At 65.4% G+C, this 22,547-nt stretch carries 24 protein-coding genes; 7 read left to right on the forward strand and 17 right to left on the reverse strand.

Translation table 11 applies throughout. The annotated features are described in order from the left end of the window. Positions 1 to 129: 129 nt before the first annotated feature. Positions 130 to 549, forward strand: coding sequence for a hypothetical protein (locus tag AC3A57_RS00435; RefSeq protein ID WP_487577065.1), 420 nt, complete (start codon positions 130 to 132; stop codon positions 547 to 549). A gap of 249 nt (positions 550 to 798) precedes the next feature. On the opposite strand, the gene AC3A57_RS00440 is transcribed toward AC3A57_RS00435, so the two are convergent. The 13 genes from AC3A57_RS00440 to AC3A57_RS00500 all read right to left on the reverse strand — a co-directional run bounded on the left by AC3A57_RS00440 (position 799) and on the right by AC3A57_RS00500 (position 14,247). Further along, positions 799 to 2,283: a delta-60 repeat domain-containing protein gene (locus tag AC3A57_RS00440; RefSeq protein WP_487577066.1), complete on the reverse strand. Its 1,485-nt coding sequence runs from the start codon at positions 2,281 to 2,283 to the stop codon at positions 799 to 801. A 613-nt stretch (positions 2,284 to 2,896) separates the two neighbouring features. Beyond that, entirely contained in the window at positions 2,897 to 3,328 is a 432-nt protein-coding gene (locus AC3A57_RS00445; protein ID WP_487577067.1) for an ester cyclase, read from the reverse strand. Positions 3,329 to 3,753: 425 nt separating this feature from the next. Continuing rightward, positions 3,754 to 4,437, reverse strand: coding sequence for an alpha/beta fold hydrolase (locus tag AC3A57_RS00450; protein ID WP_487577068.1), 684 nt, complete (start codon positions 4,435 to 4,437; stop codon positions 3,754 to 3,756). A 190-nt stretch (positions 4,438 to 4,627) separates the two neighbouring features. Next, positions 4,628 to 5,581 carry a zinc-binding dehydrogenase gene (locus AC3A57_RS00455; protein WP_487577069.1) on the reverse strand — a complete coding sequence of 318 codons (954 nt, stop codon included), beginning with the start codon at positions 5,579 to 5,581 and terminating at the stop codon, positions 4,628 to 4,630. Between the two features lie 114 nt (positions 5,582 to 5,695). Next, positions 5,696 to 6,151 (reverse strand): DoxX family protein, encoded by a 456-nt coding sequence (locus AC3A57_RS00460; RefSeq protein WP_487577070.1) that lies wholly within the window; start codon positions 6,149 to 6,151, stop codon positions 5,696 to 5,698. A gap of 54 nt (positions 6,152 to 6,205) precedes the next feature. Beyond that, positions 6,206 to 6,976 carry an SDR family NAD(P)-dependent oxidoreductase gene (locus AC3A57_RS00465; protein WP_487577071.1) on the reverse strand — a complete coding sequence of 257 codons (771 nt, stop codon included), beginning with the start codon at positions 6,974 to 6,976 and terminating at the stop codon, positions 6,206 to 6,208. Beyond that, positions 6,973 to 7,530, reverse strand: a complete 558-nt coding sequence (locus AC3A57_RS00470) for an ester cyclase (RefSeq protein WP_487577072.1) — start codon at positions 7,528 to 7,530, stop codon at positions 6,973 to 6,975. The genes AC3A57_RS00465 and AC3A57_RS00470 overlap by 4 nt, the downstream gene beginning before the upstream one ends. Before the next feature lie 37 nt (positions 7,531 to 7,567). Beyond that, positions 7,568 to 8,002 carry an ester cyclase gene (locus AC3A57_RS00475; protein WP_487577073.1) on the reverse strand — a complete coding sequence of 145 codons (435 nt, stop codon included), beginning with the start codon at positions 8,000 to 8,002 and terminating at the stop codon, positions 7,568 to 7,570. A 72-nt stretch (positions 8,003 to 8,074) separates the two neighbouring features. Continuing rightward, positions 8,075 to 8,674: an NAD(P)H:quinone oxidoreductase gene (gene wrbA, locus AC3A57_RS00480; protein WP_487577074.1), complete on the reverse strand. Its 600-nt coding sequence runs from the start codon at positions 8,672 to 8,674 to the stop codon at positions 8,075 to 8,077. A gap of 76 nt (positions 8,675 to 8,750) precedes the next feature. Continuing rightward, on the reverse strand, positions 8,751 to 9,413 hold the full coding sequence (locus tag AC3A57_RS00485) for a hydrolase (protein ID WP_487577075.1): 663 nt from the start codon (positions 9,411 to 9,413) through the stop codon (positions 8,751 to 8,753). 153 nt (positions 9,414 to 9,566) lie between these two features. After that, positions 9,567 to 10,232 (reverse strand): response regulator, encoded by a 666-nt coding sequence (locus AC3A57_RS00490; protein WP_487577076.1) that lies wholly within the window; start codon positions 10,230 to 10,232, stop codon positions 9,567 to 9,569. Between the two features lie 40 nt (positions 10,233 to 10,272). Then, entirely contained in the window at positions 10,273 to 13,278 is a 3,006-nt protein-coding gene (locus tag AC3A57_RS00495; protein WP_487577077.1) for a sensor histidine kinase, read from the reverse strand. A gap of 81 nt (positions 13,279 to 13,359) precedes the next feature. Beyond that, positions 13,360 to 14,247 carry a LysR family transcriptional regulator gene (locus AC3A57_RS00500; RefSeq protein ID WP_487577078.1) on the reverse strand — a complete coding sequence of 296 codons (888 nt, stop codon included), beginning with the start codon at positions 14,245 to 14,247 and terminating at the stop codon, positions 13,360 to 13,362. 95 nt (positions 14,248 to 14,342) lie between these two features. Between AC3A57_RS00500 and AC3A57_RS00505 the strand changes: the two genes are divergently transcribed. The 3 genes from AC3A57_RS00505 to AC3A57_RS00515 all read left to right on the forward strand — a co-directional run bounded on the left by AC3A57_RS00505 (position 14,343) and on the right by AC3A57_RS00515 (position 16,338). Continuing rightward, positions 14,343 to 15,203, forward strand: coding sequence for a pirin family protein (locus AC3A57_RS00505; protein WP_487577079.1), 861 nt, complete (start codon positions 14,343 to 14,345; stop codon positions 15,201 to 15,203). A gap of 67 nt (positions 15,204 to 15,270) precedes the next feature. Then, a complete protein-coding gene (locus AC3A57_RS00510) occupies positions 15,271 to 15,690 on the forward strand; it encodes a DoxX family protein (RefSeq protein WP_487577080.1) in 420 nt (139 codons plus the stop codon). A gap of 54 nt (positions 15,691 to 15,744) precedes the next feature. After that, entirely contained in the window at positions 15,745 to 16,338 is a 594-nt protein-coding gene (locus tag AC3A57_RS00515) for an NADPH-dependent F420 reductase (RefSeq protein WP_487577081.1), read from the forward strand. Positions 16,339 to 16,782: 444 nt separating this feature from the next. Here the strand turns inward: AC3A57_RS00515 and AC3A57_RS00520 are convergent, their stop codons facing one another. Genes AC3A57_RS00520 through AC3A57_RS00535 form a run of 4 tightly spaced genes read right to left on the reverse strand, consistent with a single transcriptional unit; the run spans position 16,783 to position 19,260 of the window. Beyond that, positions 16,783 to 18,255 (reverse strand): cation:proton antiporter, encoded by a 1,473-nt coding sequence (locus tag AC3A57_RS00520; RefSeq protein WP_487577082.1) that lies wholly within the window; start codon positions 18,253 to 18,255, stop codon positions 16,783 to 16,785. 6 nt (positions 18,256 to 18,261) lie between these two features. Next, entirely contained in the window at positions 18,262 to 18,657 is a 396-nt protein-coding gene (locus AC3A57_RS00525) for a carboxymuconolactone decarboxylase family protein (protein ID WP_487577083.1), read from the reverse strand. A gap of 25 nt (positions 18,658 to 18,682) precedes the next feature. Continuing rightward, a complete protein-coding gene (locus tag AC3A57_RS00530; protein WP_487577084.1) occupies positions 18,683 to 18,970 on the reverse strand; it encodes a DUF1330 domain-containing protein in 288 nt (95 codons plus the stop codon). Between the two features lie 29 nt (positions 18,971 to 18,999). Further along, positions 19,000 to 19,260, reverse strand: coding sequence for an Atu4866 domain-containing protein (locus AC3A57_RS00535; RefSeq protein WP_487577085.1), 261 nt, complete (start codon positions 19,258 to 19,260; stop codon positions 19,000 to 19,002). Positions 19,261 to 19,807: 547 nt separating this feature from the next. Between AC3A57_RS00535 and AC3A57_RS00540 the strand changes: the two genes are divergently transcribed. From AC3A57_RS00540 to AC3A57_RS00550, 3 genes are read left to right on the forward strand one after another with little or no spacing between them, the layout of a single operon-like run. Further along, entirely contained in the window at positions 19,808 to 20,725 is a 918-nt protein-coding gene (locus tag AC3A57_RS00540) for an AraC family transcriptional regulator (protein WP_487577086.1), read from the forward strand. A 17-nt stretch (positions 20,726 to 20,742) separates the two neighbouring features. After that, positions 20,743 to 21,651, forward strand: coding sequence for a helix-turn-helix domain-containing protein (locus AC3A57_RS00545; RefSeq protein ID WP_487577087.1), 909 nt, complete (start codon positions 20,743 to 20,745; stop codon positions 21,649 to 21,651). A gap of 37 nt (positions 21,652 to 21,688) precedes the next feature. Next, positions 21,689 to 22,519, forward strand: a complete 831-nt coding sequence (locus AC3A57_RS00550; RefSeq protein WP_487577088.1) for an SDR family oxidoreductase — start codon at positions 21,689 to 21,691, stop codon at positions 22,517 to 22,519. Positions 22,520 to 22,547: the final 28 nt, after the last annotated feature.

A 22,547-nucleotide genomic window follows, 5' to 3' on the forward strand; every position in this document is an offset into this window, starting at 1 on the left:
TCTTGTCGCGCGCAATTTCCGCGGCCCACCAAACTTCACCTGCAGACGCCAATCACGTTCCGATTCCGCGAGCGAGGCTAGGTTTTCCGTAGCCGCATCATCAGAAGACACAGCGCTCAGGAGAGTGAAATGAACCCGCAAGCGAAGATGATCATCGGCCTTCTGCTGGCCATGTCGCTTTCCAGCGCTGCGTGGGCCGAGAGCCTGGTTTCTCCGCCTGTGTTCTCAAAGGGCGGGCCGACCGGCGGAACGGTAACCTGCAGAATCTTTCAGTTCGCTCCGACCGTGGGCGAACCGCTTCGAGCTTTGGCGATCTACACCAATGCAAGCGCCGCTCCGCTCCCGCTGGTCTTCAACACATGCAACGTATCGGCTGGATTGAGGCAGAACGAAAACTGCAGTTACGGCGCCCGAATCGCAGGCAATTTGTCTCATACCTGCGTTTTCATCTCCGCCGGCGGGGCTGGCGCCCAATACACTGGCTCCATCGAGATCCAAGATAGCCAGTTCAATGTCCTGGAGCACGAGGCGATGCGGATCGTCCCGTAAGCGATATCCGAAGCGGCTCCCACGGCCATCCGCTGCGTTTAGCGGACGCCAGAAGTGGAGCTGGGCAGCGGTTGCCGGTTGGCCAGATATCCGTCCGTTTCAAGCCTGCATCGGGGCCGGGCCAAAGCAGGATCGTTGGCCCTCGCGGTCTACCCGGAATCAGCCGAGCAATGAGCAAGCCCCCTCCGCAGCGTGCGAGAGGGGGCTTTCCCGATGCGACCGTTCAGGCCTGCGATTGCGAGCGACGGCTTACTGGTAACGCGCCACCACGAAAGCCGCCGGCGAGTTGCCGTAGCCGGCTACGACGATCTTGCCGTCGCTTTGCACGGCGAGCCCTTGAACCGCGGCATTGGCGCTGCCCACGGCGGTGACGACCGGCCCGAAGCTGGCGTCCGGGTTGCCGAACGAATCGTAGCGATTCAAGGTCAACTGGCGGTAGCCGCCCGCATTGGAGTAGCCGCCGACCACGATTCCGCCGTTGGCGTCGATGGCGACATCGCCGCCGACCGCATCGCTGCTGCCGATGGCGGTCAGGACCTTGCCGGTGCCGGAGCCGAAGTAGTTGTCCAGCGCGCCGGCGCTGGTGTAGCGAACCACGGCGAATCGGTAGGTGTCGGCGCTCGCGCCCTTCGCGTAGCCGGCGGCGACGATGTTGCCGTCGCTTTGGATCGCCAGCGAGGTGGCGACGGCGGCGTTGCCGGCGGAGGTGCCGCCGACATGGGTCAGGACTTTGCCGCCGGTGCCGAACGTGGTGTCCAGCACCCCCTTCGTGGTGTAACGCGTCAACGCGAACACCGTGCCGCCGCTCGACGCGTAGCCGCCCAGCACGGGTTTGCCGTCCGCCTGGATGACCAGGCTGTTGGCGAACGCGGAGCCGGTGCCGACCGGCGAGGTGACGGTGCCGGAGCCGCCGCCGAAGCTGTAGTCCAAGGTACCGCCGCTGGTAAGGCGCGCCAGCGCAAAACCGGAACCGGCGTAGCCCGCCACCCAGATCGAGCTGCCCTGCACGGCAACGGCGTAGGCCTCCGAAGCGCCGGCGTAGAAACTGACCGTCGCCTTGCCCGAACTGCCGAAGCTGGCGTCCAGCGAGCCATCGGCGTTGTAGCGATAGATGGTGAAGTTGCGGGTGGAGTTGAAGTTCGGACACGAGGTGCCGGCCACGACGATCTTGCCGTCCGCCTGCAGGGCGAGCGCGCGTGCCTGCCCCGAGCAGCTGCCGGAGGGCGCGGTGGTGACCTTGCCGGTGCCGTTGAAGCTCGTATCCAGCGCGCCGTTGGCCGTATAGCGCGCCAGCGTGAATTCGCCCACTGCGTTCTGCCCGGCGGCGACGATCCGACCGTCCGGCTGGATCACCACCCGGGCGGCGGCGCCGTAATAGCCGAACGCGGTGGAGGTGATGCCTCCCGTACCGAACGTCTGGTCCAGCGATGCGGCCTGCGCCTGCATCGCGAATGCGCCGATGGCGCCGAGGGCCATGCCAAACGATACCTTCATCGTAGTGCTGATCACTGCGTGTTCTCCCTGTTGAACTCGATGGAATCCATTCTTGGTTCGGCTCGACCCGCCGCCGCTTGCCGTGCGGCGGCGTGCCGAGCGCGCAAGACTCCGAAGGGGCCGCGAGGGTGGCCTCGCTCGCCCAAGGTATCCGTGCTCGATGACGGCTATCGCGCAATCGGCCGTGCAGCGCGGCGTGGGTCGCCCCACCGCACCGACGATCCGTTCGCGTAGTCGCACTCCCCCTTTGCCGGACCGCGTCGCCCTGCCTCCCGGTCCAGCCCCCGCTTATGTGTGCGCTGGCGAACCGGTTACAGGTTCTGCGCGGACAGCCAGCGCCCCCTTGCGCCAAGTATGTCCCAGGCGGATCTCCGTCGTTGAGACGTTCCGGAGACGGGTTCCTCGCCAAGCTGGCAGGCTCTTTCCGACCGATGGAAGGATGCCGTAGAGAAACCCTTGCATGCGCCTCCGGCAAAAGCTTGGGGCCCCGAAGGACCGCAAGACTTGCGATCCACAGGTGCAGCCTACTGCGCGACCGGTCCGGATCGGTCGGGCGCTTGCGGGGTTGCCCGCTGACGCCATTGGCTGCCCGTCCAGGCATGGCGTTGCCGCAGAACTGGCCGTCGCTAGCAATCGCCCCTCAGGGCGCCATTTCCTCACGGGCTGCCAACCCAGTCGGTTGCGCGCTCCGCGCCGGAAACGGTTCCATACAGAGCATCCGCTCGGCGCTGCAAGCGCGATCGCGCCCCCGAGAGAGCGACCCACTGCGCGAGCCAGATCCGATCGACGGCAGAGCACTCTAGCCTGTCGACGCCGGCGCCCAGGCAGGATCGGGCGCAGACCCGCTGTCTCGTCAGGCCAGCTTTTCCGGGGCCAATTGCTTGAGCAGGTCGTAGAAATCGAAGTACGAATCCGCACGCATGATTTTTCCGTCCTTCAGACGGTAGACGTCACAGAAGTTGACCTGCATCGCCCTGCCGGTGGGCTGCAGTTCCCCGGCAGGCGAGTTGAACACGCCGCGGTGGGTACCCCGGCCAACGCCCTGCGCGATCACGTAGTCCTCCAGCGCGACCAGACTGCGCACTTCGCAGGTGGCGTCGGGGAAGATGTTGAACCAGCTTTTCCACGGATCGATGATCGCATCCACGCCATGGGTGGTGTAGTTGAACGGCACATCGAGCCATTCGCTCTGGGGCGCACCGAAGCCGGCGATGGTCGCCAAGTCCTTCTTGTTGACGGCTTCGTACAGGCCGCGAATCAATGTCTCGTTGGCGGTGTTGGTCATGGTCATGCTCCTGGAGTGGTGGAAGGGGCCTCGCTGCGCGAGACCATGAGTTCATGCTAGGTCGCCGGCCCGCGATCGCGAATGCCGATTCGTTTCGCGCTTTTGCCAAATCCTGTCGGCGCGGCTGAGGCGCGGTACGCGCAACCTAGGCTCGCGATCGCGGGGCGATAACCGGTCAAGCGCCGCCTGTCATTCCATGCCCCATGGCTAGGCGAGGAGTCGCGGGCGATGGCAGGACGTAGCGGTGAATGGCGCCGAGCCGATCGGGGCTGCGGATACGCGCCGGATGCCAACCCCACCGGCCGGTCGCGGCAGGTCTGGCCAACGACGGCGACAGCGCCCAGCCGCTGCCGGTCCGTGGAGCCGAGCCATCCGGTACCGGCGGAGGCAGGCCGCCGAATCGGCGCCCGACCAGTCAAGCTGGCCTACTGGGATGCCGCCTCTTCGATTACGGCGACGACCTGGCTCGGGTGGGACATCTGCAGCAAGTGCCCGGCGTCGATCTGGGTGATCTTGGCTTTCGAACGCTGCGACATCCGCCGTTGAAGCGCCGGGGCGATCGTCCGGTCGCGGGAGGCGATTACCGACCAAGACGGCACGTGGCGCCAAGCGGCGGCTTCGGCCTTATAGGAAAAAATCGAGGTATTCGCCGGCGTCTGGAACGCAGCGGTGTAACCAGCCTCTGCCTCGGACAACCCGTTGGCCACGTACGCGATCCAGGCCTTGGGCTCGACCACGTAATAGCCGTCGCCCGAGACCCGCAGGGCATCGGCCGGCAGCTCGGACGGCGCCGATGCGCTGAGAGAGGCGAGGCTCTCCCCGATATCAGGCTGGAAGGCCGCCACGTAGACCAATGCCTTCACGTCGGGGTCGGTACCGGCCCGACTGATCACCAGCCCGCCATAGGAATGGCCGACAAGCACCACCGGACCCACCTGGGCGTCGAGCGCCCGCTGCGTCGCGGCGATGTCTTCCTGGGTCGACGTCGTGGGTAGTTGCACGATCGTGACCCGATGACCGTCCGCCGTCAGGCGATCGTAGACCGCGCGCCAGGCACCGCCGTCCATGTTCGCGCCGTGGACGAGAACGACATTGTCGATCCTGGCCACGGCCTGGATGGGAAACGCCCCCGTCGCAACTGTCGCGATGCCAAGCCAAGTCAGTATCTCTCTACCACGCTTCATGCCGACCTCTCGCTTGCGCGGTAGCCAGGGTGGCCCCCATGCCTGCCGCCCGCCCTAGGGCATCCCGTAGCGGCCATCGTCCAGGACGGTTCCGGGCAAATCGGCCGGACCGCCATCACGGCACCAGGACCATAGGGCCGAACTTCCGGCGTGCGGCAATGTCGGCATGGGCCTCGGCGGCGTCCTCCAGGCGATACACCGCCGCTGCGTAGCTTCCGAACGTGCCGGCCCGGTACGCCGCGAACACGTCGTTGGCGGCGCTCAGGACTCGGCCTTGCAGGTGCTGGGCCATAGGCCCGCCGACGACCCGGACGTGGCGCTTGGACAGCGCGGCCGGATCCACTTCCGGCGCACCGGAAGCGGCGCCGATCGTGGCGATCGTTCCGCCGTCGCGCACGGACGCCGTCGACGCTGCGAAGGTGGCCTTGCCCACGAACTCGTACACCACGTCCACTCCCGCGGGCACAAGGTCGCGTATCTGCTCAGTGAACGACGGGTCGGTCGAAAGCAATGGATGATCCACCGAGCTACGAATCGCCGCCAGCTTGTCCTGCGAACCGGTAGTCCCAATGACGCGTGCGCCCAATGCCCGCGCCCAGCGTGCAACCAGCAGACCCACGTTGCTGGAGGCGCCCTGGACCAGGACGGCGTCGCCGGTGCTCAGCTTGTAGAACCCATTGAGCGCGGCCCATGCGGTCAAGCCTTTGGTGAGAACCGTAGCGGCTTCGAGCGAGGTCACGTCCTGAGGGATCGCGACCAAATCCGCGGCGTTGATCAAGCGGACTTCGGAATAGCTGCCAGGCGAAAGAAAGTACGCCATGCGGTCGCCCACCCGGACGTCGCCCACGCCAGTCCCGATCTCCTCGACCACGCCCGCGCCCTCCACCCCGGTCACGCCCGGCAGCGGCATGGGGAAGATGCCCTGGCGGAAGGCCGTGTCGATGAAGTTGACGCCGATAGCATCGTGGCGCAGGCGAACCTGGCCGGCGTGAGGGCGGCCTACGGTCTCGTCTTCGGCAACCAGAACCTCGGGGCCGCCGTACTGGTGAAATCGAATCGTGGTGGTCATTGCGCTGCTCTTAGTGGACTGGGCGAAGGGAGCGAATGAAGTCTAGGCATCGATCTGGCGACCAGAAGCCTATCTTTCCCGATGCCACCCATCGCGTGCGTCGATAGTTGCCGGCTACGCGGCCGACGGTTGGCTGCCGGCGGGCCGGCGAAACCTGGCGTCCAGACTGATCGCGCCCGGTCCGGAGGCGACGATTTGCAAGAAGCCGCCGGTCATGGCCAGGTTTTTGAAGAAGTGGATAAACTGGTTCTGGTCGTCGAACGCGGCGTGGAAGCTCACCGCCGTGACGACGCAGAACAGGGCCAGCACAGCGGCCACGAGTCGGCTGCGATAGCCCACGACCAGAGCTGCGCCGCCGATGACTTCTACGACGATGGCGACGACCAGCGCCACGCCGGGCAGCGGCAGACCAGCCGAAGCGATATAGCCTACGGTCGCCTCCGCGTTAGCGATCTTGCCGACACCGGAGATCAGAAAGATCGCCGCCATCAGTAGCCGGCCCAACAGGCCAGTCACCGAAGCAAGGGCGGCTGTATTGGAAGCGCGATCGGTATCGGACCAGGTGGCCATGGCAGTTCTCGTTGAAGGTCGGCAGGTTGCGCACTCATGCGCTCGGTCTATTGGCTACAGCACGGACAGCAATCCGCCATCAACAAGCAGCGCGATACCGGTCACGTAGCTCGACATGTCCGAACCAAGCCACACAACGGCGTCTGCGATTTCCGATGGCTTTCCCAGGCGGCGCAGCGGCGTGCGCTGGCGAAATCCTTCCGAGGCTTCCGCGACGCCGGGCGTGTTTCGCAGCAGGGCAGTGTCGATGGCCCCGGGGCACACGGAGTTGACCCGAATGCCCGATGGCCCCAGCGCATCGGCCATGGCCTTGGCCATCAACACGACCCCGCCCTTGCTCGTGGAATAGGCGACCGTCATGCCCGCACCCGCGATGCCGCCCATGCTGGCCATCATGACGATGCTGCCGGGCTTGGACAGAGACTGCATCTGACGTGCCGCCGCCTGCGCGCAGAACAGAACGCCATCCAAGTTGACCGACATCAGGCGGCGATAGTCCTCTTCGGCAACATCCGCGCCGTCCGAGCGCAGCGTGATGCCCGCGTTGCATACCATCAGGTCGACGCCGCCGAACTCTTCGGTCGCCGCGACCAGCGCATCGACCTCGTCGCGCTCGCTTACGTTGGTACGGACGAATCGTGTCTTCACCGCGAGCGCTTCGATCTGGCTCGTCGTGGACGGCCCGCCCTCGCGCGGCGCCTCGACCACGTCCGAAACGATGACGGCTTTCGCACCGTGCCGTGCGGCACCGACGGCAATAGCGCGTCCGATGCCGCTGGCGGCGCCGGTCACCACAACAACCTTTTCTGACAAAAGCCCGCTCATTTGTTCTGGCCTTCCTTTGCGGGCTCCAGCCCCTTCTGGAACGATTGGAACGCGGACTCTTTAGGCTTGGCCGTCAGCTGAGACTGGAACGTGGCGAAGTCCGCGACTTCCCAGTGCTCCGCCAGCTTTCCGCCTTCGATGCGATAGATCTGGAAGGCGCGGAAATCCACCTTGTTGCCAGACGCCTTCAATCCACCAAAATCGTGCAACTGGGTTCCGGAAACCCGATTCATTACGGCGACGCGATCGCCTTCAGCGACGATCTGCTCGATCGTCCAGGTGAAGTCGGGAAAGCTGGCTTTCAGGCCTTCGAGGTAGCTGCGGATGACATGGATGCCGGGCGTCTGCCCTTCGAGACGATCGCCGTAGTCGGCCGTAACGATCTCGTCCAGATGGCTGAAGTCGGCTCGGTTGAAGGCGTCGAAGTAGCGGCGCACCAACGCCTTGTTGGCCTCGATGTCGGCGGCGGGCTGCTTGGCCAGAACCGGCTGGATGGCGACTGGCATGAGCGCAGCCGCGATGGCCAGGCGAATGAGGAAGGCGGGGGTCTTCATGTAGCGCGTGTCCTTGTCTTCGAGAGCGCGGCAGGGGTCAGGAAACCGGAGGCAAGCCGCCGAGCTGCTGCATCAGCGAGAACAGGTTCGCCACGCCCCAGTGATCGGTTATCTTTCCGTCGCGTACGCGCATCGCGTCGACGGTCTCGAACTGGATCTTCCGCCCGGTCGGCGCGATGCCGAACAGCGGACCGCGGTGCGTTCCGTGATAGGTCTTGAAAGTGGTCACCACATCGCCGTCCACGGTCTGCCAGTGAATGACGGGATTGAAGTCCGGAAACGCCTCGCGAAGCCGGTGGTAAAGGACTCGGACCCCGTCCTTGTCGGGCGTCGTTCCCGGCTGCGGCGTGTGGTCGACGAAGTCGTCGGCGAACAGTTTTTCGAACAAGGCGAAGTCGCCCTGCCCCTGCACCTGCTCGGTGTTGGTGCGGACAATGGCTTTGGCCGCTTCGGAAGGCGTGCTACTGGTCATGGCTAACTCCAGAAAAGGGGCCGACAACGGACGCTCGATGGGGGGAGTTGGATCCGCGCCGGCCCGGAACGGTCAGTCGAACAACTTCGCCGCCGTGAGCGCGACCAGTTCGCCCTGATGGCGGGCGCCCGCCAGGTCGATTTCAGTCGGCTGCCTGGATCCATCGCCGCCGGCGACCGTGGTGGCGCCGTAAGGCGCGCCACCGACGATCTCATCGACGCTCATTTGTCCCTGATGGCTGTACGGCAGCCCCACGATCGTCATGCCGAAATGCAGCAGGTTCGTGATGATCGAGAACAGCGTGGCTTCCTGCCCGCCATGCTGCGTCGCCGTCGAGGTAAACGCCGCGCCGACCTTTCCGTTGAGCGCGCCGCGCGCCCAAAGGCCACCGGTTTGATCGAGGAAAGCGGCCATCTGCGAGGTGAGCCTGCCGTAGCGGGTCCCGGTCCCGATCACGATGGCATCATAGTTTTCTAGCTCTGCGACCGTGGCGACGGGCGCCTTCTGATCGAGCTTGTAGCGGCTGTTTCGCGCGATCTCTTCTGGAACCGTCTCAGGGACGCGGCGAATGTCCACCGTAGCGCCGACGTGACGCGCGCCCTCCGCGACGGCCTCGGCCATCTTTTCGATGTGCCCGTAAGAGGAGTAATACAGAACAAGAACCTTTGCCACGAGAGTCTCCGAATGTTTGTCGCGGTGGCGTCAACCGGGCGCGAGGCGCCCCGGTCGCGCGCTCAGAAGCGAGGCGTCAGACGCCGGTACCGGACCTGCCGGCGAGCAGTTGGAACTCCCACGACAGGTTGGTCGCGGTGGCGCCGCCGTGCTCGAGCAGTGCCGGGATCAGCTTGGCGGCCGACTCCTCGCGCGCCCAGTCACGCTGCAGCTCCGAGGCGAAAACGATCCAGGTCATAGGCACGGCGCCGGCCTGGATCATGCGGGCGATGCCCATCTCGTGAGCCTCCACGCTCGTGCCACCCGAAGCGTCCGTCACGAAGTAAACCTCGTAGCCGTCACCGAGGGCATGGATCACCGGGAACGCGAGACATACTTCGGTCCATAGAGCAGCGATCACGACTTTCTTGCGGCCGGTGCGCTTGACCCATTCCACGCACGCCGGGTCTTCCCAGGTGTTGATCGTGGTTCGGTTGATCGGCTTCTGTTCCGGAAAGACGTCCAACAGCGGCTTGACGATGTAGCCGCCGCGATCCTCGACCACACTGGTCAGCAGCGTGGGAACGTCAAAGACTTTTGCCGTCTTGGCGAGGGCCACCACGTTGTTCATCAGCAAGGCGGCGTCGATGTTCTTGACGCCGCTGAACTGAAAGGGCTGATGGTCGATCAGCAGAAGTACGCAGTTGTCAGGAGTGATCAGCGCTTCTTTGCCGACTTTTGCGGCGGTTGGATTGCTCATACGTGCCCTCGCTTCCATTGATTAGTGAGGGTCACGTTACGACGCAAGCTGGAAACCCGAAATCCGTCGTCGGCGTAGCTTGTTGCTACGCCTTTCGGTTACTTGCCGGAAAGTTCGCTGCCTGTTTGCATTGGAGTGCGCACGAAGCGCAACTCAATCCAGGTGGATGATGCCGCGCTTGAGGGCCGTGACGACCGCTTCGGTTCGGTCCTGCGCCTGGAGCTTGCTCAGTATGTGAAGCACATGCACCTTGACGGTCGCCTCGGTCCGGTGGATGCGTGCGGCGATCTCTTTGTTGCGAAGTCCGCCGGCCATCAATTGCAGGACTTCGAGTTCGCGCTCGGTGAGCTCGACACGCGGAACGTATTGGGCCAGTCGGCGCGCCACCGCGTCGGGGAGTATCCAGCCTTGGCGCCATACCGCTCGGATGGCATCGGCAACTTCGTTGCGCAGCACGTCCTTGAGCAGGTACCCGCGCGCGCCCGCTTCCAGGGCCCGGTGGATGTCGGTATCCCCCTGGAAGGTGGTCAGCGCAATGATCCGCGCCATCGGGAACTCGTCGACGATCTTCGCAATGGCCTCCACGCCGCCCATGACGGGCATGCTCAAGTCCATCAAGGTCACATCGGGCTGATGCGTTCGATACGCCTCTAGCGCCGACGCGCCGTCGCCTGCCTCGGCGACCAGCTCCAGGTCCGCATGCAGCGCGAGGACGGCAGCCAAGCCATCCCGGTAAATGGGATGATCATCGACCGCCAGCACGCGAATCCGCTGGGTCTCTTCGTTGACGGCCAGCGCCTGCTTCTTGATGACGGACATGGTTCGATGCTGCTCCTGTTGGGGACCGCCGACAATCCACCTATCGGCTAATCTTTTCGTTCCGCGCGAGCAATCCGCGTATCCGGGTCGCAATTCCCGGCATCCACCGCAACCAGCGCCAACGGGGCACCCGCAAACGCACTTCGGTGCCGGCGCCGGGCCGGCTGTCCACGGCAATGCAGCCACCGATGCACTGGGCCCGCTCGCGGATGCCCTGAAGCCCCCAGTGCCCCAGGCGCTTCGCCACCACGGCGGCATCGAACCCACGCCCGTCGTCGCGCACGGTGAGGCGCAAACCGCTGGGCAGATACTCGAGCTGAATCACGACGGTGAGGGCTTGTGCGTGCTTGCGCACGTTGACCAGGATCTCCTCCACGATCGAACGGATCTGGCTCCTGACGTCCGGGGCGAACTCGTACGTCGCACCGGGTGCGCAGACGACATCCACAGCGGTGTCGGAGTCGGCGAGAATACGGTGGGCGCTGACGTGAATGGAGGCGGCCAGGTCGTCCGCTTCGGCCGGCAGTCGAATATCCCAAACCACCTTGCGCGCTTCGGTCAGCGTACGATCCACCAGGCTCAGGATGCGATCCAGGCTCGCTCTCTCCTGGGACTGCTCGCCCAAACGCTGGTCGACGGCATGCAGTTGCAACGCAATGCCGCCGAACCCTTGCAACAGCGAATCGTGGATATCCCTGGCAAGCCGATTGCGCTCATCGAGTATGGCCGCGCCGCGAATGCGAAGAGCGGCACGGTGGTACATCCACAGCACCAGCGTCAGGGTGAGGATCACCAGGGCGACGAACCAAGCCTGGAGGTAGAACGGCGCCAGCACCCGGAGCGTGATCCGCGACTCCTGGGCAGACCAGCGCCCGCGTACGTCGCGGGCCGATACGCGGAATCGGTAGACGCCCGGCGCCAAGCGCGTGTACGAGGCCACGCGCTGCGTGCCGGCATCGATCCAGTCGGGATCGAACCCATCCAATCGGTAGCGAAAACGCACATCCGGGCCGTGCGACAGGTCTACCCCGGTGTAGCGGATGTCTATGCGACGCGTCGCCGGCTCGATCACCAGTTGGCGCAAATCCGCGTGCGGCACGCCATCGGTCGCGACCTCGTCTATGTAGACCCTCGGCGCCGCGCCCACGGGGCGGGCCTTGGCGGGATCGACCGAAACGATCCCATGCCCCATGGCGAACCACAGTTTTCCGCTAGGCTCCCGAAAGGACGAAGGATGCGGCCAGGCGGCGGGGTCGCCCCCCGGCAAACCCTCCAGGGACTTGAAGCTGCCCACGTCCACCAAACCGGGAAGCTCGCCGTCGGCCACCGCGATCAGTTCGGCAAGCCGGATGCGCGTGAGGCCGCCCAACTGCCCCAACCAGAGCTTTCCCGCCTGATCCGCTTCGGCCGCGCCTACCCAACTTTCCGGCAATCCGTCCTTGACAGCCACAGTGCGGACACGGCCGCCGCCGACGCGAACCAGCCCCTCGTCCGAACCCACCCACACGGTGCCTTTGGGCGCTTCGAACAGGACGTTGGGACGGATGCCGGTTTGCTGCGGCGTAGGCCACGGCACGAAGGTTTCGCCGCCCGTGGGGCCGATCCGGGTGACCCCTGTCAGGCTCGCGACCCACACCGCGCCGCTGGAATCTTTGAACAGCCGGAAGATGAAATCGTCTCTTTGCTCGACGCGTTCGAGCCGGCCGTCGCGGCCGCGGAAGAGCCCGCGCCAGGTCGCGATCCACAACGTCCGCGCCGGATCTTCGAGCAGATCGGTAACAGGAGGCAGCCCTTCGTAGCTGAGCTGCGCCGGCTGCCCGACGGCAAAGCGCGACACGTCGCCGTTGGGGCGCCCGACCCATACGCCCCCCTGCCGCGCTGGTGCCAGCGAAAGCACTAACTCCGCGGGGCTATCGCCCACCCGCTGAAACGACGATCCCGAGGAGGCGATACGGCCGTAGAACAGGCCGCCCGTCGGAGGCGTCAACCATACGCCGCCGTCCGCGTCGCGGAGCATCCCGCCCGGCATGTCGCTGGGAAGGCCGGTGCGCGCAGTGAACGCTTCCACCTCCAGCGGCCGAAACCGATTCAGGCCATCGCGCGTGGCCACCCATATGTTGCCTTGCCGATCCGGCAAGATGTCGATGACCCGGTCGTCCGACAGGCCGTCGGCGCGCGTGACCGATCGGAATCGTTTGCCGTCGAACCAGTGCAGGCCCGCGCCATAGGAGCCTACCCACAAGGTCCCCTTAGCGTCTTCGGCCATGGCCGACACGGCGCCGAAGCCATTGGTGGCCGGCAGCGGAAAATGCCGTATCCGCCCATCTTTCCATTGGGCGATGGCGGTTTGCGTGCCGAACCAGATCGCGCCGTCGCGGGTCGCATAGACACGACTTGGGTTGCGTACATCCGCGCCCTCGGGCAGCGCTACCCGGCTCAAGCGCCCGGCGCGGATGCGGTAGACGGCGCCTTCTCCCGCGGCGATCCAGATGTCGCCGTTGTTGTCCACCGTCATGCTGCTGCCGGAGTAGCTCACCCGCGTTCCGCGAAGTTCGCGCTGGCGGCCGTTTCGATCGATGACGAACACCCGGCCGCTCCGCGTCACGGCCCACAAGCGATCTTCGGGATCGACGGCCGCCGCATTGATGATGTCGGCCTTGAACGACTCGTTGGTTGCGATCAGTCGGACCTGATCGCCCGCTACGCGGAACAGCCCGCTGCCGCTTCCGACCCACAGACCGCCCTCGCGGTCTTGCGCAAGCGGTATGGTGATCAGCCGCGTGCGTCCGCGCAATGCCGGCGAGTTGTCCCCGGTGAAGGCCTTGAACCGCACGCCATCGAATCTCACCAGGCCCGACTGCGATGACAGCCACAAGTACCCATCGCGGGTCTGCACGAGGTTGGAGGTGAACGCCAGTTTTACCTCTTCCTGCGAGCGCCAGACGTCGACCTTGTACCGATCGAAGACGACCGAGGCCTGCTGCGCGGCGACGTGATACGGAAACGCGCCCAGGACCAAGGTCGTCAGAAGGACGTAACCCAGCAACGATTTCCTACCGCAACTACTCATGACGAAACCTTACAGGCAGGCCGTCCACGGCCTGCCTTGAATACGAATGCACTGACATCAATGTTTCAAGGCCTCGATGAAGGCACGTCCCACCGGGCCGGGCGGCGCATCTTTGCGGTATACCGCCTGCATTTCCAGACTGGCGCGTGCGTCTGCGTTCGCGTGCGTACGGATCTCCACCAACTGTCCTTGGTCCAGATCCGCTTGGACCATGTGCGCCGGCATATGGCCCCAACCGAATCCGGCCCGCAAGAAGGCATGCTTGGCGCCCAAATCCGCCAATCGCCAGGTCAAGGGCGAGATAACGCCGAAGTTGCGCCCTGCCGACAGCGGCGTGCGGTCGGTAAGCACCAATTGCACATGCTTGCTCAACTCGCCGCTCGACAGCGGCTTTCGCGACTTCGCCAACGGATGCCCGGGGGACACGACGGTGGCGAACGGCAATAGCGCCAGCGGCTCGGCTACCAGTTCGTCCGGCACGGTGGGGAGCGAGCCGATCACGCCGATACGGCATGAGCCATCCAGGACCGGTTGAACCACGCCGCCCAAGGCTTCGACGTACAGGCGCAGGGGCGTCCTGGGAAACAGTTGCCGGCAGTGGCCGACGGCATGGGTGATGGCCGGCATCGGATACATCACGTCCATCGCCGCCGACAGTTCCGGCTCCAAGCCTTCGCGAATCGAGCGAGCCCGCGCCTTGAAATCGTCCATGTGGTCGGCGACGGCGCGTGCGTCGCGCAGCAGGGACTGCCCCTCCTCGGTCAGTCGCGGATAGCGCCCGCTGCGCTCGAACAGCGGAACGCCCAGTTGCGCTTCGAGATTCGCCAGCGTGTGGCTGACGACCGACTGTGCACGGCGCAGCTTCCGGCCCGCAGCGGAAAAGCTGCCTTGCTCCGCCGCAGCGATGAAGGTGCGGATCTGGTCCAGCGTGACGCCGTCGAGCATATATCTATCCTTTCGATGGATAGCATAGAGAAATATAGGCTACCAAGATATATCGGCCAAGCCTACCGTGGCGTCACTTCCCCAGAGGTGCCGCCATGACCCGCCTGCCCCCCAAGCTCGTGCCGCCCGAAATGCTGTCCCCCGTCCGCCGCATCGTGTTCCAGGGACGCGGCACCACCCGCGGCCCGATCACCCGCCTGGTCAACCCCTCCGACCTGGGTCAACTGATCAAGCCGTTCGTGTTCCTGGACCGCGGCGCCCTGCCGCCGACCGGGGACACCTTTTTCGGCATCCACCCGCATTCGGGCATCGCGACGCTGACGATCGCGCTCAGCGGTGGCCTGCAGTACGAGGACACCACCGGTCAATCCGGACAAGTGCCCGCGGGCGGCCTGGAATGGATGAAGGCCGGTGCCGGCGCCTGGCACGACGGTCGCGTCTATACCGCCGATCCGCTGCGGTTCTTTCAACTCTGGCTGGCCCTGCCGGCGGAGTTGGAGAACTCGAAGGCCGAGGGCCAGTACATCCCGCCCGAATCGGTCGAGAGCGAAGGTCCAGTCACGGTCGTGCTGGGCAGCTACGGCCGGGCGCGCAGCCCCATCCGCGCCCCGGACAACATCAACTACTTCCTGGTCCGCCTTAGCGACGGCCAGACTTGGCGCTACCAGCCGCCGCAAGGGCACACCGTGGGTTGGATCGCCGTCGACGAGGGCGTGGTCAATACCCCAGCGCCCGTTGCCGCCGGCGAGATCGCGGTATTCGACGAGTCCGACGCGGCGCTCGAATTCGCGGCACAAGGGCCGACCACGTTCGTGATCGGCACCGCCATCAAGCATCCGCATGACCTGATCACCGGCTACTACTCGGTTCACACCAGCGCCGACGCGCTGGAACGAGGCGAAGCCGAGATCGAGCGCATCGGCGCCATCCTTCGCGCGGACGGACGGCTTCGCTGAACCCCCGTCGCGCAGTCCCAGCAGTACTCATCGTTTCGCTCCCCAACCGTCCATCCGGAGAACTCCCGTGTCCACCACCGCTTCCACCGCGTCCGCCGGCTCCAGCTTCGCCCGCAATACCGCCGAATTCGTCGGCCGCGTGCTCCTCGTCGTGCTCTTTCTCATGTCCGGCCTCGGCAAAATCAACGCTTACGAGGCGACCGCCGGCTACATGGCGTCCATGGGCGTACCGGGTTTCGCACTGCCCGCGGTGATCGCCCTGGAAGTCCTGGGCGCCGCCGCCATCATCCTGGGCTTCAAGACCCGCATCGTCGCCGCGGCGCTGGCCGGCTTCACCCTGGCGACGGGGGTGATCTTCCACAACAACTTCGCCGATCAGATGCAGACGATCATGTTCCTGAAGAACGTCTCCATCGCCGGCGCCTTCCTGATCCTGGCGAGCACCGGAGCCGGCGCTTTCAGCATCGACGCCAAATCCGCGAAATAAGTCCATCCCGTCCCAGGCGTCGGCCATCCGCCGACGCCTCACCCGAGCTTCGTCATGACATATTCAATCATCGGTTCCGGCGCCATCGGCAGCGCCCTCGCGACCCGGTTCGCCCACGCCGGCATCGATGTCCAGGTCGCCAATTCCCGTGGACCGACTTCCCTGCAGCGCCTTGCAAGCGAGTTGGGCCGTCGCGTCAAGCCGGCCTGGCTTGGACAGGCCTTGCAGGCGGACGTGGTCTTGCTCGCCGTGCCCTTCGCCGCCGCGCCCGCGGCGCTGGCGGGGCCGGGCGATTGGCAGGAGCGCATTTTGGTGGACGCCACCAACGCCGTAGAGTTTCCTTCGTTTCGTCCGATCGACCTGGGCGGGCGCCTATCGAGCCACGTGATCGGCGAACTGGCGCCGGGCGCGAGCCTGGTCAAAGCGTTCAACACCCTGCCCGCGGCGATGCTGGCCTCGGATCCGCGCAAGAACGGCGGTCGCCGCACGCTGTTCCTGTCCGGAGACCGGCCCGCAGCGAACGGCAAGGTCGTGGCGCTGATGGAAGCCTTGGGCTTCAGCGCCATCGATCTGGGCCCGATCGAGCGCGGCGGCCGCCTGCAGCACTTCGGCGGTCCGTTGATGGGCCACGACCTGATCAAGTTCTAGCGCGCGCGCAAGACGGCTGCGCAGGAACAAAACGAACGATTTCGCCGGCAAGTCGCTGCGTCGCGGGCGCCGGTCCCGACATCGGCCGCGAGGCGGCGTTGGGTTTCGCCCGTCGTGGCGCCAGGGCTTACGCCCCCGACACGGCGGCCGCGATGCAGGAATGCCGCGCGAGGATTACGCGCAAATGCGATCGCCCCCGGGCTGGACGCTGACGCCCATCGTCGCGGCCGACAGCCCAGCAGAATCCGGCCGTCGCGGCACCGGCGAAAAAAGCGACTGCCGCCAAGCGCGGTGCCCAGCCATCGGAAACCGAAGACGCCGCGATCCGGCTTCGGCTGCGACGAAGTCGGCTACCTGCACGCTCGCCTGCTCTTCGCCGTCGACGGCGGCATGACGATCGGCGGTTCGAGTTCTGAGCGCCAGAGCGGCGTGACAGGGCAAGCTTCAGGCCTCGGCGATCTCCCGCTGGGAAGACGGCGTGAGGCTGAGCTCCCGCCAGTCCAACTCTTCCTGCACGATTCGAAACGCGTCCTCGGGCAGCGTTCCCTCGCGTACTAAGTCGTGCAGCGCTTTTCGCTGGACGTCCACCAGCGCACGTTCGGCCGCTCGCCGACATGCCGGATCAGGTTGCGCTTGACCGCCTGCCGCGCCCGACGAGACGCTGTCCAGGACCGAACGGGCGAACTGCACATCGCGGTCCAACGAGGTATCCGGCGGAATAGCGAGCCAGCGGATCAACGGCGCGATCGTCGCGCCTTGCAGCACCAACGTTCCCAACACCACGGCGAATGCGCTGAGCACGATGAGATGACGCCCCGGAAAATCGCCCGGTAGCGACATCGCGGTGGCGAGGGTCAAGACGCCCCGCATTCCGCACCAGCCCACCAGGAACCGGGTTCGCACGGTTCCGGCAGAGGGTGCCCGAAGGCAGGGCAGTATCGGTCCCAGCACCCACCGGTAACTCAACACCCAGGCGATTCTCACGACGACGACGCACGCGAACACCAGCGCGGCGAAGCCGATGGCGCTCCACATCTGCGCACCCTGCAGCTGCGACAGAACGGTACGGGTTTGCAGCCCCATCAGGAGGAACGCGGTCACGTTCAATGCGAACACCGCGGCGTCCCACACCGCGAACGAGTGGACCCTGTCGCGTGCCGACTGGCGTCCATGGGCGAATCGCGCCACCCACATGGCATACGCCACCACGGCCAGCACCGCCGATACATTCAGCCGCTCGGCAGCGAGCCAGATCCCGAACGTGGATACGAATTCGATCAGCGTCGATCCCAGGGTGCCGGACCAGAACCGCCACAACGCCACGAACAGCGCGCCGGCGGCGGCGCCCAACAGGATTCCGCCCGGCACGGCCAGGACCAGCGAGGGAACTAGATCCGACAAGGACTCGCCGGATGCCACCGAACCCGCCGCAGCGGCGAAGATCAGCAGGGCGACGGCGTCGTTGAACAGGCTCTCGCCCTGCAGCACGGTCAACGTCCGACGCGGCAACCCCTGGCTCGTCAGTACCGCTTGCGCGGCCGCTGCGTCCGGCGGGGCCACGATCGCGCCCAAGGCGATCGCCGCGCCCAACGGCAGGCCCGCAACCTGCCAGCCGAGCCAGGCCACCGCGGCGGTGGTGAGGACCACGGCCAACAACGCCAGTGCCACCAGCGCAGCCCAATGCCGGCGGAGTTCGTACGGCGACATGTCGTAGGCGGCGCTGAGAATCGCCGGCGCGACGAAAAGCGCAAGCGCCAAGTGCGGATCGACTCCCAGCTCAGGAGCCCACGGAGTGGCGGCCACCAATGCGCCAGCGAGCGCCAACACGGCGGGGTATGGCAACCGGACCCTGCGGGCCAGATGGAGAAGCACGCAGGAAACCAACAGCAGCACTACGAGGGTCTCGAACAGAGCCATTGCCGGCTACCTCGACAGTTCGGCCGCAGACACGGCGCGGCCGCGCAAGATCTTCTTTGCGACGCTAGGTCCATTGGAGGCGGCAGCAAATCCGGCGTGGACCGCCATCTGCGGGATTGCTTCGGCGACCTGCCGCGGCATACGACCGACATCGAGCGCTACGGGCAGGCGCATCTCCAGTCGCGCCGCCGCTGCCCGCAACGCCTCCGGCGCGACGATCTGGCGAGCGGACCTGCCCGGCCACGGCGGCGACATGATGCCCCCGTCAGCGCATGCCAGGATCCAATCGGCGAAGTCGGAGGCGATGTCCTCGAGACCGTCGACGACAGCCTCGCCGCCGCCTCCGGTCCTGCTCTGCAGGGTTGCCACGCCCAGGGCATGGCGATCGGTGGGCACAGACATTTCCATCTCCGATAATGTGGGATCGTCACGCACCGCCGAAAGCGACCAAGTCGCTATGCGCGCCGGCTTGCCGCATGACGGCCAGCGGCGCGTACTCCGGCGACGACAGCAAGCCGCGGACGGCGGACATGCTGGGGAACTCCAACAGGATCATGTTGCGCGGAGCCCAATCGCCTTCGAAGTACACGGGCGTCGCGTCGATCGCGAGCGGCTTGCCGCCGAACCTCTCCACCAGCGCAAGAGCCCGACGGCGGTACTCCTCGATCGCGTGCTCGTTGTGTATTTCGACGTTTCCAACCAAATAGGCGGCCATGGCGGCCACTCCTCTATGTCGGCAGGGGCTTACCGCTGCCGGTAAAGCACCATTCCAGCGTGATACAGGACGCCATCGACAAAGTCGCCGTCCGCCGTGAAGCCGGTGTCGTCGACGTAGTCGATGTGATCGCCGGTGACGGCGTAGCGGCCTCGATAGGCGCTTTGCTTGCGGCCCCGCGCCTCGTCGTAACGGCCGTCCGCCGACAGTTCATGGCGGATGTAGCCATCGGCAGTGACCCAAAGGCCCACGTAAGGATGCGTCTTGGCTGCTGGATTCGGCTTCGTCATCGGGACCTCGGTAAGGGCTGGCGGTAGGGCGGTCGAGCGGTGCGCTGACATCGACGTCGTCGGGCGGACCGACGACATCGGCAATGGCTCGGGCGGTGGCCGTGGGTGCCAAGACCACGCGACGAAAGGCCTCGATGACATCGCGCGCGCGGCCATCGCAGACGGAATCGGCCAATCCGGACTCCCCGACGCCCGGCGAAACGACGGCCGCTCGGATTGTGCGAGCGGTCGCCCGGCGACATCGCCGATGCCGCCGCCGGCGCCGATGGGCGGCACGGCGTTGGGCGGAATAGGAGTGTTCCTCAGGGCGTTCATATCGGCAGCGTCGTTGTGGCGGGGTGGCGCCCGGCCGTTCCACCAGGTGCAGCCATCCTAGAAACGCCGCCCCCGCGCGCTAAGACCGGAACGTCTGCGGTTCTTGCCTATTTCTGTCACCGGGGCTGCCGATCAGCGCGCGGTGTGGTGATATATGACCCTCGGGACCGTCCGGAAATCGTCCATGGGCTCATCTTTTTCTCCACCGAAAGGCTTAGTCCGCCAAGCGCGGATGGCCGAGCTTATCGATCAACTCGCGCCCTCGGAGGGGTACACCCGATCCGTGCTCGACGGGGTGACGCTGATGCGATCCAACCAGCCTCTGGCCAAGACGCCCGCGCTGTACGAGCCCAGCATCGTCATCGTCGCTCAAGGCCGGAAACTCGGCTTTCATGGCGGGCAAACCTACATCTACGATGCGCAGCATTACTTGGTGCTGGCTGTGCCGCTCCCCTTCGACATCGAAACTGTCGCCAGCCCGCAAGAGCCCATGTTGGGAGTTGCGCTTAGAATTGATCCGGCGACGACCGCGGAGCTCGCGCTGGCGATCGACCAGAGCGAACCCGGCCGAGGGCCGAAGCCTCAGACGATGTTCGCGACCCCTTTGGATGATCAGATTGGCGACGCCACGGTACGCCTCCTGGAAGCACTGACCCGCCCAATCGATGCGCGCTTGCTGGGGCCCGGCGTCGTGCGCGAAATCACCTATCGCGTTCTTGGCAGCGAACAGGGCGGCAGCCTGCGCGCGGCCCTGACGCAAGGCAGTCACTTTTCGCGAATCGCCAAGGTGTTGCGCCGCATCCACGACCACTACGACGGCGATTTGGACGTAGCCACCTTGGCGAGCGAGGCCAATATGAGCGTTCCGACTTTCCATCTCCACTTCAAGGCCGTTACCGCGACCTCGCCGCTGCAGTACATAAAGGCCATGCGCCTGCATCAGGCCCGCCTTCTGATGATCCGCAAGGGCTTGAGCGCGAGCACCGCATCAGAACGCGTCGGTTACGAAAGCGCCTCGCAGTTCAGCCGGGAATTCAAGCGCATGTTCGGCCGTAGCCCCGCGGAGGAGGCTCGGCATCTCAAGGATGTGCTGAACATCGCGCCGCCCGTCCGGCAAGCCGCGAGCGGACGGCACGCCCTGGCGTCCTGACCGAGCCGCGCTCCGCTATGGTCGCCGGTATACGCCAAAGCTCCTCTGAGGCGCTCGACGAACTGGTCCCCGGCACGCGCGTGGCGGCGGCCAAGGGACGAGCGTGGAAAGACCTTCTGGTTCAGGTATTCGAGCGCAACCCAAGCCAGGATTGCCTGCTGATCCCGGCGGTACCGGAACCGCTCATCGTCTGGATTCTATCCGGCGCGGCCTTGGTGGAGGAGCGAGAGTTAGGAGGGCAGTGGATCGGAAACCATGTATCTGCGGGCGATTTCTTCTTAACCAACGCGCCCGAGCCCTACGAACTCAGATGGGCCGTCCAGGGAGACGAACCCTTCGCCGTCATGCACTTGCACCTTGGACTTCAGTTGCTGCAGCGCGCCACGGCGGAGGTCCTGGGAAAGGACGCCGCGCTGGAACTACGCGACGTTTCCGGTGCCCAGGACCGGATTCTCTCCGCGCTGCTGGAACCGCTTCGCGCGGAACTGATGTCCTCCGGCGAGCCCAGCGCCCTGTTCGTGCAAGGGATAGCGCAGAGCCTGGCGGTCCACCTGATACGCCGCTATGGCAGCGCGACCGGTGCCCAGACGCGCCCTCGCGGCGGCTTGCCCGCCTTCAAGTTGCGCCGCGTCACCGAACTGATGGACGCGCATCTGGATCGGGAGTTCCATCTCGGCCGACTCGCCCGCAGCCTGGGCCTGAGCGAATTCCACTTCGGTCGCGCGTTCAAGAAGAGCACCGGATACACGCCGTCGCACTATTTCATCCGACTGAGAATGGACCGCGCCCGCCGACTGCTTCGCGAAACGACGCGCCCGGTGATAGAGGTCGCCCTGGAGGTCGGTTACACGAGCGCCAGCCACTTCGCCCAGGTGTTCCGCCGCGAAGTGGGCGTTACGCCGAGCGAATATCGCGACCGAATCTGACCGCAAAATCGCGATAGCGACGGCAAGACTGCCGGAGATGCACCTGAAGGAAAGGCGCAACCTGCGCTTCGTGCTCAAGCCGGCCCCTTGTCCGCCGGCGGCACCATTCCAAGGTGAACCCATGAATCTCAACGGAAAAACCGCTCTCGTTACAGGCGCTTCCAGCGGCATCGGCGCCGCCACCGCGCTAAAGCTCGCTGCCCATGGCGTGAAAGTCGGCTTGGCCGCACGCCGTATCGATCGACTCGAAGCCCTGGCCGCCCGGATCGAGGCCGATGGCGGCGAAGCGATCGCCATCCAAATGGACGTGGTCGATCCCGCATCGGTGCAGGCGGGCGTCGATGAACTGGTCAAGACCTACGGCACCGTCGACATCCTGTTCAACAATGCGGGCCTGATGCCGATCTCCGACATCGAAACTCTCAAGACGGACGAATGGGCGCGCATGGTCGACGTGAACCTCAAGGGCCTGCTCAACAGCACCGCAGGCGTCCTGCCTTACATGCAGAAACAGCGCTCCGGCCACATCTTCAATACGTCGTCTATCGCCGGCCGCAAAGTGTTCCCAGGCCTGACGGTGTACTGCGCCACCAAGCATGCCGTCACCGCCTTTTCCGAAGGCCTGCGATTGGAAGTCGGCAAGAAGCACAACATTCGCGTCACCTGCATCCAACCCGGCGCGGTCGACACTGAACTGTTCGAACACGTCACGGACAAGGGCTACCGCGACCAGATGGAGAGCCTGCGAGATCAGATGGCGTTCCTGAAGGCCGACGACATCGCGGACACGATCCTGTTCGCGCTGCAGGCTCCGGACTACGTCAATGTTGCCGAGTTGTTCGTTCTCCCGACCGACCAGCCTTGGTAATCATCGATTGGCGTTTCCACCGCGTCCG

Source organism: Lysobacter sp. Soil_C_15, from assembly GCF_057657315.1.

Excerpts from the sequence above, each read along its gene's own strand:
- AC3A57_RS00520 (WP_487577082.1), bottom strand. The coding sequence starts at position 18,255 with ATGGCTCTGTTCGAGACCCTCGTAGTGCTGCTGTTGGTTTCCTGCGTG.
- AC3A57_RS00475 (WP_487577073.1), bottom strand. The coding sequence starts at position 8,002 with ATGACCAGTAGCACGCCTTCCGAAGCGGCCAAAGCCATTGTCCGCACC.
- AC3A57_RS00435 (WP_487577065.1), top strand. The coding sequence starts at position 130 with ATGAACCCGCAAGCGAAGATGATCATCGGCCTTCTGCTGGCCATGTCG.
- AC3A57_RS00540 (WP_487577086.1), top strand. The coding sequence starts at position 19,808 with ATGGCCGAGCTTATCGATCAACTCGCGCCCTCGGAGGGGTACACCCGA.
- AC3A57_RS00470 (WP_487577072.1), bottom strand. The coding sequence starts at position 7,530 with ATGAAGACCCCCGCCTTCCTCATTCGCCTGGCCATCGCGGCTGCGCTC.
- AC3A57_RS00500 (WP_487577078.1), bottom strand. The coding sequence starts at position 14,247 with ATGCTCGACGGCGTCACGCTGGACCAGATCCGCACCTTCATCGCTGCG.
- AC3A57_RS00530 (WP_487577084.1), bottom strand. The coding sequence starts at position 18,970 with ATGGCCGCCTATTTGGTTGGAAACGTCGAAATACACAACGAGCACGCG.
- AC3A57_RS00455 (WP_487577069.1), bottom strand. The coding sequence starts at position 5,581 with ATGACCACCACGATTCGATTTCACCAGTACGGCGGCCCCGAGGTTCTG.
- AC3A57_RS00490 (WP_487577076.1), bottom strand. The coding sequence starts at position 10,232 with ATGTCCGTCATCAAGAAGCAGGCGCTGGCCGTCAACGAAGAGACCCAG.
- AC3A57_RS00545 (WP_487577087.1), top strand. The coding sequence starts at position 20,743 with ATGGTCGCCGGTATACGCCAAAGCTCCTCTGAGGCGCTCGACGAACTG.
- AC3A57_RS00525 (WP_487577083.1), bottom strand. The coding sequence starts at position 18,657 with ATGTCTGTGCCCACCGATCGCCATGCCCTGGGCGTGGCAACCCTGCAG.
- AC3A57_RS00515 (WP_487577081.1), top strand. The coding sequence starts at position 15,745 with ATGACATATTCAATCATCGGTTCCGGCGCCATCGGCAGCGCCCTCGCG.
- AC3A57_RS00535 (WP_487577085.1), bottom strand. The coding sequence starts at position 19,260 with ATGACGAAGCCGAATCCAGCAGCCAAGACGCATCCTTACGTGGGCCTT.
- AC3A57_RS00550 (WP_487577088.1), top strand. The coding sequence starts at position 21,689 with ATGCACCTGAAGGAAAGGCGCAACCTGCGCTTCGTGCTCAAGCCGGCC.
- AC3A57_RS00445 (WP_487577067.1), bottom strand. The coding sequence starts at position 3,328 with ATGACCAACACCGCCAACGAGACATTGATTCGCGGCCTGTACGAAGCC.
- AC3A57_RS00505 (WP_487577079.1), top strand. The coding sequence starts at position 14,343 with ATGACCCGCCTGCCCCCCAAGCTCGTGCCGCCCGAAATGCTGTCCCCC.
- AC3A57_RS00460 (WP_487577070.1), bottom strand. The coding sequence starts at position 6,151 with ATGGCCACCTGGTCCGATACCGATCGCGCTTCCAATACAGCCGCCCTT.
- AC3A57_RS00485 (WP_487577075.1), bottom strand. The coding sequence starts at position 9,413 with ATGAGCAATCCAACCGCCGCAAAAGTCGGCAAAGAAGCGCTGATCACT.
- AC3A57_RS00465 (WP_487577071.1), bottom strand. The coding sequence starts at position 6,976 with ATGAGCGGGCTTTTGTCAGAAAAGGTTGTTGTGGTGACCGGCGCCGCC.